11 protein-coding genes are annotated in these 14,311 nt (G+C 48.5%); 4 read left to right on the top strand and 7 right to left on the bottom strand.

Annotation, left to right across the window (positions count from 1 at the left end):
- Positions 1 to 22: 22 nt before the first annotated feature.
- The 7 genes from ABF87_RS00915 to ABF87_RS00885 all read right to left on the bottom strand — a co-directional run bounded on the left by ABF87_RS00915 (position 23) and on the right by ABF87_RS00885 (position 10,602).
- Complete coding sequence (locus ABF87_RS00915) at positions 23 to 3,568, bottom strand: FAD-dependent oxidoreductase (protein ID WP_160827244.1); 3,546 nt, start codon at positions 3,566 to 3,568, stop codon at positions 23 to 25.
- Positions 3,569 to 3,581: 13 nt separating this feature from the next.
- Positions 3,582 to 4,865, bottom strand: a complete 1,284-nt coding sequence (locus ABF87_RS00910) for an EAL domain-containing response regulator (RefSeq protein ID WP_160827243.1) — start codon at positions 4,863 to 4,865, stop codon at positions 3,582 to 3,584.
- Between the two features lie 688 nt (positions 4,866 to 5,553).
- Positions 5,554 to 6,828, bottom strand: coding sequence for a sulfate adenylyltransferase subunit CysN (gene cysN / locus ABF87_RS00905; RefSeq protein WP_160827242.1), 1,275 nt, complete (start codon positions 6,826 to 6,828; stop codon positions 5,554 to 5,556).
- Positions 6,829 to 6,934: 106 nt separating this feature from the next.
- A complete protein-coding gene (gene cysD, locus ABF87_RS00900) occupies positions 6,935 to 7,846 on the bottom strand; it encodes a sulfate adenylyltransferase subunit CysD (protein ID WP_160827241.1) in 912 nt (303 codons plus the stop codon).
- A gap of 162 nt (positions 7,847 to 8,008) precedes the next feature.
- Positions 8,009 to 8,542 (bottom strand): DUF934 domain-containing protein, encoded by a 534-nt coding sequence (locus ABF87_RS00895; protein ID WP_160827240.1) that lies wholly within the window; start codon positions 8,540 to 8,542, stop codon positions 8,009 to 8,011.
- Between the two features lie 5 nt (positions 8,543 to 8,547).
- Positions 8,548 to 10,290 carry a nitrite/sulfite reductase gene (locus tag ABF87_RS00890; protein ID WP_160827239.1) on the bottom strand — a complete coding sequence of 581 codons (1,743 nt, stop codon included), beginning with the start codon at positions 10,288 to 10,290 and terminating at the stop codon, positions 8,548 to 8,550.
- 87 nt (positions 10,291 to 10,377) lie between these two features.
- The gene (locus tag ABF87_RS00885; RefSeq protein WP_160827238.1) at positions 10,378 to 10,602 is read right to left on the bottom strand and encodes a hypothetical protein; all 225 of its coding nucleotides are present in this window, start codon (positions 10,600 to 10,602) and stop codon (positions 10,378 to 10,380) included.
- A gap of 521 nt (positions 10,603 to 11,123) precedes the next feature.
- Here ABF87_RS00885 and cysB point away from each other — a divergent pair.
- The 4 genes from cysB to ABF87_RS00865 all read left to right on the top strand — a co-directional run bounded on the left by cysB (position 11,124) and on the right by ABF87_RS00865 (position 14,295).
- Entirely contained in the window at positions 11,124 to 12,089 is a 966-nt protein-coding gene (cysB, locus tag ABF87_RS00880) for an HTH-type transcriptional regulator CysB (RefSeq protein WP_160827237.1), read from the top strand.
- 73 nt (positions 12,090 to 12,162) lie between these two features.
- Positions 12,163 to 12,717 carry a cytochrome c gene (locus ABF87_RS00875; RefSeq protein WP_160827236.1) on the top strand — a complete coding sequence of 185 codons (555 nt, stop codon included), beginning with the start codon at positions 12,163 to 12,165 and terminating at the stop codon, positions 12,715 to 12,717.
- Positions 12,701 to 13,186: a DUF3293 domain-containing protein gene (locus tag ABF87_RS00870; protein WP_240143451.1), complete on the top strand. Its 486-nt coding sequence runs from the start codon at positions 12,701 to 12,703 to the stop codon at positions 13,184 to 13,186. The genes ABF87_RS00875 and ABF87_RS00870 overlap by 17 nt, the downstream gene beginning before the upstream one ends.
- Before the next feature lie 266 nt (positions 13,187 to 13,452).
- Positions 13,453 to 14,295: a TIM44-like domain-containing protein gene (locus tag ABF87_RS00865; protein WP_160827235.1), complete on the top strand. Its 843-nt coding sequence runs from the start codon at positions 13,453 to 13,455 to the stop codon at positions 14,293 to 14,295.
- Positions 14,296 to 14,311 lie beyond the last annotated feature (16 nt).

The following is a 14,311-nucleotide window of genomic DNA, read 5'->3' as shown; positions in this document are numbered from 1 at the left end:
CACCGATCAATCGAAACCTGCTCTAGCTATTGCTGGCCAAGCAACGTCCGATCCATTGATTAGTCAGTTTCTCCTGCACGGTATTTTGACGCAACCGCGTAGCGAGCCCCGAGAAGTCCACTTGATCCAATGGCTGATCCTGATTGAAGCACGAAAATACATAAGTGATTTTCCCGGTTTCCGGATCTTGATGCGGTTGCAGACATTGAGCGCAAATTTCCTTCATCATGCATTGCATCGGAGAATTGATCGAGCCGATGGCAAAATGGTCCGCTTTCAAATACGGCTTCAGCTGATGATGACGCGCCACCCCCACAGCAGCCATCATACGATCGGAGCCGATAGCGATAATATGGTCAGCATCAGACAATGCGACCGGTTGCACGCCCAATTCACCGCTGCCGTAAGCCACCATCGCTTGCACAATATTTCCGACATAACTTTTATCTTGCGGCCGGGTCGCGGCAAAACCCGGAGACTCATCGCAGCACCACACAACGATATCTGCGGCCGCCTCGATTTCCGCCACTTTATAGCGGTCGACCAGCTTTTTGTAGCCGGCAAAATACAACACTTTGGATCCAGCTGCCCGTGCAGCAGCGCCAATGGAAAACAGCACCGCATTGCCTAAGCCGCCACCGACCAGCACCACCGTCTGATTTGCCGGAATTTCGGTCGGAGTCCCGGTAGGCCCCATGAGTATCACCGGTTCACCGGGTTTCAACATTGCGCACAGATTGGAAGATCCCCCCATTTCCAGTACGATCAGAGATACCAAACCACGTTCAATATCGACCGAAGCCCCTGTCAGCGCAAGCCCTTCCATCGCCAGCCGGGTATCGCCCGCCGTGCTCGCCAGCGCGGCATAATTTTGGAAACGATAAAATTGCCCGGGCTGGAAATGCTCTGCAGCCATCGGCGCATGCACTACCACTTCAATGATGTTGGGCGCCAACCGCTCCACTCTATGCACAGTTGGACGCAAGCGATCATTCAGGTCTGCAAAGAATTGCGGCGCCGCCACATCCAAGGCGGGTTTTATACGTTCCAACACTCGATGCACTACAGGATATCCCTGTTTGGCGCTGGACATCGCTTTCACCACATTGCCGGAGTAGGACGGATGCAAATCACCGAAGAAACTGATGAAGCGGCCATCGCTATCCCTATAGCGGCTCAGTAGTACCATGGGAGATTCGGGCTTAGGGTTGGCATAAGCTGGCTGAACCGGATTACCGTCTTCATCGCACGCCGCGAAATAACGTCCGCTCAATTTGAACAATGCTTCATCTTCGCGCGCCAGTACCGTATTGGGTTGCGTTCCAGCTGCAACCAGCAACGCGCGTGCAGGCAACTCCACGGTGCCGGCATCCTGCCACTGCGCTTCACTATCGTGTTTTTGCACGGCAAAATGTACCGATTGCGTATGTCCCCAGGTATCTACATTGACGCGAGTAGGTGTCATGCCTTCGGCGAACCAGATGCCTTCCTCAAGCGCCTTTTCGACCTCTTCATGATTCAATGTATAAGAAGGGCTATCGACCAGGCGTTTGCGATACGCTATCGTCGCGCCTCCCCAGGATTGCAATAACGGAATGATGCGTGGCGCACGCTGTTCCTGTGCGGCGGCTTGGCGCTCTGCACGAATCGCCCGCCCATGTGCCAGAAACTCATCAGCAATTTGTTTTTCTTCCGTGTCCCATGCCTGCTGAACCGCGTCTTCACCCTGAATGGCCGTCAGAATTTCATAGCGCTGCAAAAATTTTTCCACTTGCACCGGATAATAAGCTAACGCCTCGGTTGCGGTATCAATGGCAGTCAACCCTCCTCCAATCACCACCACGGGCAAGCGCAATTGCATATTGGCGATCGAATCGCTTTGCGCAGCACCGGTAAGTTGCAAGGCCATCAGAAAATCCGACGCTGCCCTCACGCCGCGAGCCAGCCCGTTCGGCAAATCCAGAACGGTGGGACGTCCTGCGCCTGCCGCTAACGCGACATGATCGAATCCCAGCGCGAAGGCATCGTCAGTGGTCAGCGTACCGCCAAAACGAACGCCTCCGAATAATGCAAACTCTTCCCTTCGCTCCAGCAATAGGCGGATCAATTTGAGAAAGTTCTTATTCCAGCGAACCGTAATGCCGTACTCGGCCACGCCGCCGAACCCTCCCGGCATCCGCTGATCCAGATCTTCCTCCAAGCTGCTGGCAAGCCGTATGGCTTTGAAGGACACCCGCTCACCGCGTGGATTGACGCCGGAAATATCCTCCGGCAGAGGCTCGATCTTGAGTCCGTCGATTCCTACTACGGTATGACCTTCATTCATCAAATGATGTGCCAACGTGTAGCCGGCCGGTCCCATGCCAACCACCAGGACTTTGCGTCCGGATGCCGGTTTTGGCACCGGACGGCGCAAGTTCAAAGGATTCCAGCGCGTCAGCAAGCTATAAATCTCAAATCCCCATGGCAATGCCAACACATCCTTTAACGTGCGCGTCTCAGCCTGAGGGATGTCAACCGGTTCCTGCTTCTGATAAATGCACGACTTCATGCAATCATTGCAAATACGGTGTCCCGTGCCAGCGCACATCGGATTATCGAGCACGATCATCGCCAGACTGCCTACCGCGACCCCATGTGACTTCAGTTTTTGAAACTCGGAAATACGTTCTTCCAACGGGCAACCAGCCAATAAAGCGCCGAGCTCGCTTCGTTTGAATGACCGCGCTTCGTCAGGTGACTTAGGTTTTTGTATCATTCCCTTGGAGCAGGAATCTTTGCCTTGCTCATGGCACCAAATGCAATAATTGGTCTCATCCAGGGCGCCCATCAGATCGGTTCCTTGATCGGTCAACGCAAACCCGTTGCGCTCACGCACATGGCTGAGTCGATGAATTGTATATCCCGCCGAATCCTCCGTCTCGAGCGACAGTAGATGCTGGAAATCCAGCTTCGCGGGAGATTTGAAGAGAATTCCCTGATGCGTATGCCGTTGTCCTGCTGGAGTCCGCAATGCCCAAGCCGCATACTGCAACGCCTTAGCCAGACGTGATTCGTTCTCCGCCTCTGCTTCCATCCATTGCGCCACTTTGGTAGCAAACACCAGTTCTGTGAAGGGTTCGCCAAATTCGGCCGTCAATTCTTTCTCGAGCGCCAATCCATCAATCACAGCCAATTCGTCGTCGCTAACTTTTCCTCTGGCCCGGCGCTGGACGAATTGCCGTTTGCAAAAATACAGCGGAGCCAATTCATGATGTCGCGCAGCCAATTGCTGCACTTCGTTTTCGATATTGAATAACCGAGCCAGGAAATCCTCCAACCACGGTGCTACATCGATGAGCAGCGCAGATTCATCTTTGGGGAGGAGCCCATCCGGGTGGGCGCGAGCGTGCACGAGTCTGTTACATAGCGCTTCGTCGCCGGTATGGAGAAAATCCAGAAATAACTTGTCCAGTTTGACCAAACCAGTCCGCTGATAAAGATCAGCAATGGTGAAATCAAAATTAAAATTCGGTGAAGCTGTCATAGTCTCTTGCTGAACGTGCAACGCTGCATCTAAATTTGTCATAATCAATTTCTTACTATCTTAGTATCTTCTCTATTGAACTCACATCATTATTACGTTTATTGTCCTGAGCATCGCCGCTGGCGAAGCGATCATTCTTTTTCTCATAATCATTTAACCACTCAGCAAATTCAACAGCCGGCATCGGTTTGGCAATAAAATACCCTTGAATCTCATCGCATCCGAGCCTGGCCACCAATTCACAATCCGCAGCAGTCTCGATTCCTTCCACCACCACATTCAAACCAAACGCCTTACCCAACTTTATGCTCGACTCGAGTATGACTCGCGTCGCTGGATCTTCAGTTGCATTATGAGCGAAAATCCGGTCGATCTTGAGTTCAGTAAAGGGCATGTATTTCAGCGTTTCCATGGATGCATAGCCGGTGCCGAAATCATCAATTGACAATCCGAATCCTTTCAACCGGATACGCGTCAGGATGTCCAGACTCTGAGCGAAATCCTTACCCAACTTGCCTTCTGTTATCTCCAAGATGACTCGGTCGATCGGTACATTGGAATTCTGCACGGCTTCTTGATAAATTTCCGGCAAATTAAATCGATCCAGGTTCACCATGGAAACATTCACGGAGATTTTAAGATCCAATCCCTGCTGCAGCCACACATCAAGTTGCTGCACGGACTTCTTGAGCACCGTGCGGGTAAAATCGTTAATCAAGCCATTCTGTTCAACAATGGAAATAAAATTATCCGGAGAAACGTAGCCATATTTCTCATGTTGCCATCGTGCAAGACATTCGACACTCGTTACTCGTCGGCTTGCAGCAGAAATTTTGGGTTGAAAGAATATCTTGATTTGATCCGCAACTAAGGCTCGCTTGATTTCCTCGGCGTCGAATATGCATTTTAGCTGAGTAGCAGGATATATTGTTTTATTCGTTGGCGAAGAAAGCTTTTTTAATAAGGCTGCCAACGATTCAATCGTCACCGGTTTGGACAAAATACCGATGACCTCCAATCCGCGCACAATTGCCAAACGTTCTATCGACTTCAGTAAATCCGCATCCACGCCAGAAAACAATACGATCTTTCCAGTGTATTTCTGATCCGCAATATTACGCAAAAATTCAATGCCATCCATTCCTGGCATCTCAACATCACACAGCAGTAAATCAATCGGGTCTATCTGTGCCGACAAAACGTATAAACCTGCTCTGCCATCTTCTGCTACCAGTACTTCACTAACCCCAAGTTCTCTGAACAGATGACTGACGAATTCAAGCATAAACTTGTCATCGTCCAGTATCAGTACCCGTATATTTTTTTTATTTTTATTCATCCGAAGAATTTAGTTGAGAACATATACTTAACAACCGCCAATTCATTCAGATACATCAACAAGGTCAGCCACAACCCTTGCAATGAAAAATGCCGAAGCCATTATAAGATGGTATCGATCAACTCAACAGTGCCTATCGGTTTAGCTAAAATCTCATTCATTCCAATATATTTGATCAGCATGATCTGCTGTGACATCAATCACCAAATCCATACAGTGATTCGATCAAATCAATTATGTTTCTTCAAAGCCATCCTTCATTCGGCTTTGAAAGCGTTAACACATCATCAACGAAATTCTGATTCAAAATAGTTCATGCTGATCCCATGCTCGACGATATCGAAAATACCCTCGGCATCATTCACTTCCTTAACGACTTACTGCTTCAATGCATTGTCGTTGACGACCAAGTTTGCACCCCCATCTAATTTTGCTATGCGTAGATTCAATGACCTGCAGCAAAAAAATCAACAACCGCTCATGCGCACAATCAACAAAATGGGGATGGCTCTGAAATGCTCCGTATCTCTTGGTGAGTATCTGAATAAATATGTTTTGTGGAAGATATCATACATAGCATTAAAATCAACACCATCTGTCAGTCGGCAACGCTGTTGATAACGCCTATTTTCAGCACATCAATCAAAAATGATGCACTATGTCGATATCCCTCATTTGTCTAATTTGTTTAATGAGTGGAAATCATACCCGCCGCCACGGTATTATTGCTGCTCTCATCAATAACGATAAAACAGCCGGTGGCACGATTATGCTGATAATCATCGCACACCAACGGCAATTGCACCTTGATTCCGACCTGCGCAATATCATTCATCGTTAACGTAGCGGCAGACTCCTGATTCATCGTATTGATATCCACGCGATAATCGATCCGGCTGATCAGCGTTTTTACGACACGGGTGGATTGTTTGATCAAGTACTTCCGACTCAGATCAAGCGGTTGCTCAGAAAGCCAACACAGCATTGCATCGAAAGCTTTTGCAACTACGGGAGCATCGCCGGTTCTTACCAACACATCACCGCGCGAAATATCCACATGGTCTTCAATGGTCAGCGTAATCGATTGAGGAGCATATGCTTCATCGATGGCACCTTCATACTTCAGGATCTGCTTGATGCGTGAATTCAGTCCGGATGGAAGCACGGTAATCGCATCGCCTGCCCGTATCGAACCTGACTCGATGCGTCCCATGTAGCCACGGAAATCGTGCAGTTCCTTGGTTTGCGGTCGGCATACCCATTGCACGGGAAATCGGAAATCTTCACGATTGATATCGTCTTCGATTGATATCGTCTCAAGCACATCCATCAACGTAGAGCCTGAATACCAGTTCAGATGATCGCCCCGCTCGACCACCATATCGCCATTCAATGCCGACATCGGAATGTAGGTCACGTTTTGCAATTGAATTTTCTCAAAGAATGCATTGAAGTCGGTGCAAATTTTCTCAAATACCGATTGGGAATAATCCACCAGATCCATTTTATTGACGGCCACCACCAAGTGTGGAATTCCAACCAGTCTTGCCAGATAGGCATGGCGGCGCGATTGCGTCAGCACACCTTTACGTGCATCGATCAGAATGATGGCCAGATTGGCAGTCGATGCTCCGGTCACCATATTGCGCGTATATTGTTCATGGCCCGGAGTATCCGCGATGATGAATTTACGTTTAGGCGTCGCAAAATAGCGATACGCCACATCGATAGTGATTCCTTGTTCGCGCTCGGCTTGCAACCCGTCAGTAAGCAACGAGAGATCTACGCCTTCGGAGCCCCGCTTACGAGTGGTATGAGTGATCGATGCCAGTTGATCTTCAAAAATAGACTTCGAATCATGCAGCAAGCGACCGATTAACGTACTTTTGCCATCATCCACGCTACCTGCTGTGATAAAACGCAACAACTCCGCTTGATCGAAGAATTTCTCAACAACCGACATTCTGAAACCTTCTGGAAATTTTTTTCATGGTCAATAAATTTTTTGCATCTGGATCGATTCGGTCAATGAACGTGAGGTACTTCGATGTTTTCCCATCTCACGCGACTTAGAAATAACCTTCTTTCTTGCGCAATTCCATCGATGCATCCGATGTTTGATCATCCATACGCGTCGCCCCGCGCTCAGTAATCCGCGTCATTGCCGTTTCTGCAATGATCTCATCAATATTGCCTGCGTTCGATTCTACGGGGCAGGTGCAACTCATATCGCCCACGGTACGAAAACGCACCGTCAGGGTTTCGATTTTTTCATTGTCTTGCGGCTGCACCAAATACGAAACTGGCAAGAGCCCTGCGGCGCGCCGAATGACTTCGCGGGAATGAGCGAAATAAATTTCCGGTACTTGCAGTTTTTCGCGGGCGATGTATTCCCAAACATCCAGCTCAGTCCAATTACTGATCGGAAACACACGGATATTTTCACCGGGGTGCGTGCGAGTATTGTAAATATCCCATAATTCCGGACGCTGATTCTTTGGATCCCATTGACCAAATTCATCGCGGAAAGAAAAAATCCGTTCCTTGGCTCGGGCTTTTTCCTCATCCCGTCGAGCACCGCCAATACAAGCATCAAACTTGAATTCCGCGATTGCATCCAACAGCGTCACCGACTGAAAAGCATTGCGACTTTGCGTTGCGGAACGCAAAACTACTCTGCCCGTTTTTATCGAATCCTCCATGCTGCGCACAATCAGCCGCTCCCCTAATTCTTGAACGCGACGATCCCGAAACTCGATCACTTCAGGAAAATTATGTTCAGTATCGATATGCATCAAAGGAAATGGAAAACGTCCCGGACGAAACGCCTTCTCGGCCAGACGCAACAAGACGATCGAGTCCTTGCCGCCGGAAAATAACAGCACCGGATTGGCGCATTCTGCCGCCACTTCCCGCATGATATGGATCGCTTCACTTTCCAGCGCATCCAGATGCGTAAAGGGATAGGGATGACCATTCATTTTCGTTCTCTCGCTCAACACCAGAACGAGGTTTGGCAAAAAACATGCAGGCAACCTCCCTCATCCTCGGCGCTTGAACCTCTGCGGTGACTGTCGGGATAGGGTTTCGCACGGGTTCTTGTCCGAATTGCAACGACTCGACCGAGCTTGGTGTGCAAGTCATTACTCATCGATCAAACCTGCTGCAGGATTACCCTTACGCTGCACACGCCGGAATAACGGTTGTTTTTGATCAAATGAAGTCTGATACACATCGGAAAAGTCACTTAAACCTTTCAGCGCATCTTCAATGCTCCGGTCGGGACGCGGCGCAAATGCATCAAAACCGACGCGCTGCATATAGAATAATTGATCGCGCAGTACATCGCCCATCGCACGCAATTCGCCGCTAAAACCGAGACGGGTGCGCAAATTATAGGCAATCGAATAACCCCGCCCATCCGAAAATTTTGGAAAATTCACTGCAATGACGGAAAACTTGTCCACATCCTCTTTCAATACTTCCGGCCGCTCATCAGTAGCCAGCCAAACCCCGATTTCAGAACGCTGCTGCAAGGCATCACGTTGTTGCAGCCATACTTGCAGCGGAACAATTACTTTGCCGGCCGGCACCGCCACCGTTTCCGGCGAATCCTGCTCGCTCAGGCGTAAAACCGTCCATTCATCCGCAACGATGGTCCTATTTTTAATGATCATTCGCGTTAGAACCTTGGAGAATAATAAGGAACGGAATATTGCGCCGGCACAACCACATGCTTGTTGGCAATGTCATCGTCCTCAGTTATGAAATCTGTCGCATAGACATGCTCTTTGAAAGGCGCTTGTCCGATGCGGCGAACGGTGTCAATGAAACGCTCCGCTTCGATACGTTCGCGCAGATAGACTTGCAATAAGCGATCGATGACTTCCGGCACCTGATGAAATGTAAATGAGGGACCAATGATTTTTCCGATCGAACTGTCGTTGCCTTCCGCCCCACCCAACGATACTTGGTACCATTCATCGTGATCTTTCTTCTCTACCCCCGTAATGCCGATGTTACCAATGTGGTGCTGACCGCATGCATTGACACATCCGGAAATATTCAACGTGATCTCGCCAATATCATGCTGAAAATCGAGGTCTTCAAATCGTTCGGCAATCGCTTTCGCCAGCGGTATTGATCGTGCGTTGGCCAGCGTGCAGAACTCCGCTCCAGGACAACTGATGATATCGGTCAATAAACCAATGTTCGGCGACGTCAGTTCATGCCTCGAGGCTTCCTGCCACAAGCGGATCAGGTCTTTCTGCCGTACATCGGCCAACACCAGATTCTGTTGATGGGTAATCCGTACTTCTCCGCCACTATAGCGATCTGCCAGATCAGCAATCACTTCCATTTGTTCAGTTGTGGCATCTCCTGGCGTCTCGCCAGGTTTTTTAAGGGATAACACAACAATGGCATAGCCCGGTACACGATGCGGCTTGACGTTACGCAGCATCCAATTAGAAAATGAGCGGCTATCCGCCTTGAATTCGCTCAATTTGGAATCATGATCCGTCAACGTTTCGTAGTCAGGATCGATAAAGAATGAAGCAACCCGCTCGACTTCTTCAGCAGTAAGCGTGCCCGGACCATTCTTGATATCCGCCCAGTCTGCTTCCACCTGGCGTTTGAACTCGTCGATGCCGAGTGCTTTGACTAATATTTTGATACGCGCTTTGTACTTATTATCGCGACGGCCGTACTGGTTATAAATTCGTAATATCGATTCCACATACGTCAACAAATGCTGCCATGGCACGAATTCGCAAATCTCACTGCCTATGATGGGTGTGCGTCCCAGACCGCCACCAACCAGAACACGGAAGCCTATTTCGCCTTGCGCGTTCCGGGTCGCCGCCAAACCAATGTCGTGCGCATAGATCGCCGCACGGTCTTGCTGTCCGCCACTGATGGCAATTTTGAATTTGCGGGGCAAATATGCAAACTCCGGATGAAAGGTGCTCCATTGACGCAGCACTTCAGCATATGGGCGAGGATCGACCACTTCATCCTGCGCAACACCGGCATATTCATCCGAAGTGATATTTCGCACGCAATTACCCGATGTTTGGATGGCATGCATCTCAACAGAAGCCAGATCGGCTAGGATATTGGGTATATCCTGCAGTCTGAGCCAATTGAACTGAATGTTCTGACGGGTTGTAAAATGACCATAGCCACGATCATAGGTGCGCGCAATGTGCGCGAACATGCGCATCTGCTTTGACGAAACCAGCCCATACGGCACTGCAATGCGCAACATGTATCCATGAATTTGCATATACAAGCCATTCTGCAATCGCAGCGGCATAAACTCTTCTTCCTTCAATTCACCCGAAAGGCGACGACGCACCTGATCCCGAAATTGCTCAACCCGTTCATTGACGATGTGTTGATCATAGTCATCATAGCGATACATTTTCAGTTACCTCATATTTCATTCAATACTGCATAGAAACACATAAGATGAGCATTACAAGCCAAAAATTCCATCTAATTTTTAAGTTTATGTTTTAGAGTAATATTTAGAAACTGGCAATAATAATGCCGCTTCCAACGGAAATTTGGCGCCGTATTGCATGATATGATTCACGTCATCATCTTCATCATGCCTCAGTGCCATACCAATATAGGCGAATTCGCCACTTTCACCGACCACAATCCCAATACGCCCGCCACAACCATTGAACCACGTCACTTGCTTGGGTTTATTCTCAATATTTGTACTCATCAATCAATCCTTGTTTCATTCACGGGAAATTGCCAGAGTCTATCCATGATTCAACCATGCGCCACCGGCCAGTTATCATCGTGAACATACAGAACAACTTCATTCCTGCCGCCTCATCAATCTGATTTTTTGCATGACGGCGACAAATTTTCTTGCACATGCAAAAGCCAATTCGTTTTTTACCACTCTACTCTAAGCCCCGGCAAAACATAGCAATCGGGTATTCTACCAAAAAACCAAATGGCGAACGTCTATACATACCAACACCGATAAACACGTCCTATTTCCAAGCCCGATCACAGGTGCCTGTTCATTAAACGAGAAAGCTCTAAAAACGCAAAGAACACCGCCAAACATAGCCCTACCCTCAGCTATGCACGCGATGTGCTTATCTATAAAAAAACCAAAAATTAATTTTTACGCTAATTTTTAATGCTCGCATCTTAAATAATTATTTCTATAATTCAAAATAGTATTATGCTAGATTCATATAACTATTTATTATGATCAATTATCTACCCATGAAGTTACAGCAACTACGCTATCTTTGCGAAACCGCCAATCAGAACATGAATCTTTCCCGGGCAGCAGCCAAATTACATACCTCTCAGCCAGCCATCAGCAAGCAAATTCAACTGCTGGAAAATGAACTGGGAGTGGACATTTTTCTACGCAATGGCAAACGAATCATCCAAATCACACCACCAGGACAATTGATCATCAAAACTGCCACGCGCATGCTCCGTGACGCCGACAATCTCAAAAAAATTGCGCGGGAATTTACCAATGAAGCCGATGGAACGCTCACGATTGCCACTACACACACACAAGCTCGCTATTCGTTGCCACCCGTCATCAAGCTATTCACCGCCCGTTACCCCAAAGTGAAGCTTATCCTGCGGCAAGGCAGCCCAGTACAAATTTCCACGCTGGTGACATCGGGCGAGGCGGATATTGCAATAGCCACCGAGGCCATCGAACAATTCAACGAACTGATCACTCTGCCCTGCTATCAATGGAACCGATGTGTCATCGTCACTCCGAAGCATCCGCTTCTGAAAATAAAGAAGCTCACGCTTGAGGCGATCACTCGATATCCGATCATTACGTATGACGACGCCTTCACCGGCCGCTCAAAAATCAATCAAGCTTTTGCAAGTCACGGGTTGGAACCGAACGTAGTACTTACCGCCATCGATTCGGACGTGATCAAAACATATGTTGAGTTGGGATTGGGCATCGGTATTCTGGCCAACATGGCCTATGAAGCCAAACGCGACAAGAACCTCAAATCGATTGATGCCAGCCATCTCTTTGAACCCAGCACGACCCGCATCGGCATCAGCCGCAACAATTACATTCGCGGATACATATTTGATTTTATAGAAATGTTCTCACCGCACCTTAACCGTGCCAGCATCCAAACCAAACTGGAAGGCAGCAAAAATAACCCCACCGAACCGCAAATTGATTCCCAACGAATTTAAACGTACCATGGACTTACTTGCTCGGTTCCCTTTCAATTCGGGCATCATTACACATCCATGAGGTCAGCCCACCATGAAAATTCTTCTTAACCTATTAATCACTTCATTCATAGTCGCCATCATCGCGTTTGCATTCGGTGCCTACAATATGTCAGCCACTGACAAGCATTGGGGAATCACCGAAAAATTCATTGAGAGCATGCGCGAAAACTCGATTGAAATTCGTTCCAGAGATTTAACGGTGCCCTCGCTGGAAGAAGCGGACATGCTTTCCGCTGGAGCTGAGCATTACCATGCGATGTGCACGATCTGCCATTTGGCACCAGGCATGAAACCCACTGAACTTTCTGTCGGCTTATACCCCAGCGCGCCGATTTTCCACGAGCGCGAACCGATCAGCGACCCCGCCGAGAAATTGGCGCATGCCAAAGCATATTTCTGGGTCATCAAAAACGGTTTAAAAATGACTGCAATGCCAGCGTGGGGACTAAGTCATGACGATCAGGAGATTTGGGGAATGACGGCTTTCATTTTCAAACTCAGCAAAATGGCGCCCGAGCAATATCAGGAACTTATCCATGCAGCCGAGCACGATGACCATGGACATAGCCATGAGCACAGTCATTGAACATTCTTCTAGTATGCTATCGTCATTACCACAAACTGCCATGACGCGCTCCGTTTTTTCACATGATCTCATCGCGAGCTACCTGAATACGGACTACCAGATCAACATTCATAACGAACTGATCTGCTTGCGAATCAATCATTATTCACAGCCTCTGGCGCATCTTCTGAAAGCAACGCAGCAACCCAGCGGCGCCATTATCAGCGCCTATAATCCTCAGAGCAAGCTGCAAAACGATCGGAACAATACGCGAGCGCATCAATTATTACAGCATGATTTATGCAATCTGGGTTATGCCATCATAGAGAGCTTGCATAAAGATTCTGTCGAACAATGGCCGATCGAAAAGGGTTTTCTTGCGATCGGGCTGAATCTGAACGACGCCCGTTCCATCGGCCGGCGATTCAATCAGAATGCCATCGTCTGGATCAACAGCGACGCCATTCCTCGCCTGATTTTACTGAACTAATACCCATCAAACGCACTCTCTAATAAAACTCTAAAAACTACTGCACTCAATCAGGCTGAATCACATCGAATTCCAAAGACTCATTGATTTCCTGTAGCAGCATTTTATATTTGAGTTTGCAGTAACTGATATTTTTTTAGAGTTTTCCTCAAGAATGTAAATTGCAGCGATGCCCGTGAATTGTAGAACGAATAATTCCAGGTAGCTGGCAATACAGACCCGATGCTATACTCGATTTTTTTAACAACACAGTTTGGGAGATCATTATGAAAAACACCCTCACCTTTCTGACTTTGGTTTTCCTTAGCTTTGGATTGCTCGCTTTTGACGCTGAAGCCAAGCGCATGGGCGGCGGCAAAAATATAGGTACTCAACGTCAAGTCAACCCGCAGCAAGCAGCACCCAATCCACAGCATTCGCCAGCGGCAGCGCCGGCAGCAGCGCCTTCCACCGGTAGTAAATGGGGCGGCGCACTCGCAGGCTTGGCTGCCGGGGGATTGCTGGCCGCTTTATTCATGGGTGGGGCCTTCGAAAACATCAATATGATGGATATCCTCACGCTGGTGCTATTGATTGGCGCAGTATTCTTCATCATTCGCATGCTGCGTAAACCTAGAACTCAAGAATCGGTGCCGCTGCAATACTCCGGAGCGAATACGCATACCGATCGTTTCAATACACCGCCTGACGTGGCTTCTGCCCCCAATGCAGGAACTGCATACCGGCCCAGCATTCCAGCAGATTTCCAAGTGGAACCGTTCATTCGCAACGCAAAAGCCTCTTTTATCCGGCTCCAGGCAGCCAACGACGCGGGCGATCTCGACCAGATCCGTGACTTTACAATGCCTGAAATGTTCAACGAAATCAGTGCTGAAATCAAAGAACGCGGCACCACGTCACAAAAAACAGAAGTCATGTTCATCGATGCACATGTGCTGGAAGTCGAGACAACCGCCGACTCTGCCATCGCGAGCGTGCGCTTTACCGGACAGTTGCGCGATGAACCCAATGGCGAACCAGAATCCTTTGATGAAATCTGGCATGTCCAAAAGGATCTGAAAGATCCGAATGCCTCCTGGCTCTTGGCCGGCATTCAACAAATGACCTAACCTCATTTCTGCAGCA

Origin of the sequence: Nitrosomonas sp. JL21 (genome assembly GCF_009833095.1) — a bacterium.
Classification (GTDB): domain Bacteria; phylum Pseudomonadota; class Gammaproteobacteria; order Burkholderiales; family Nitrosomonadaceae; genus Nitrosomonas.
Note: the sequence above shows the minus strand (reverse complement) of the source record. Positions and strands in the feature narration are given on the sequence as shown.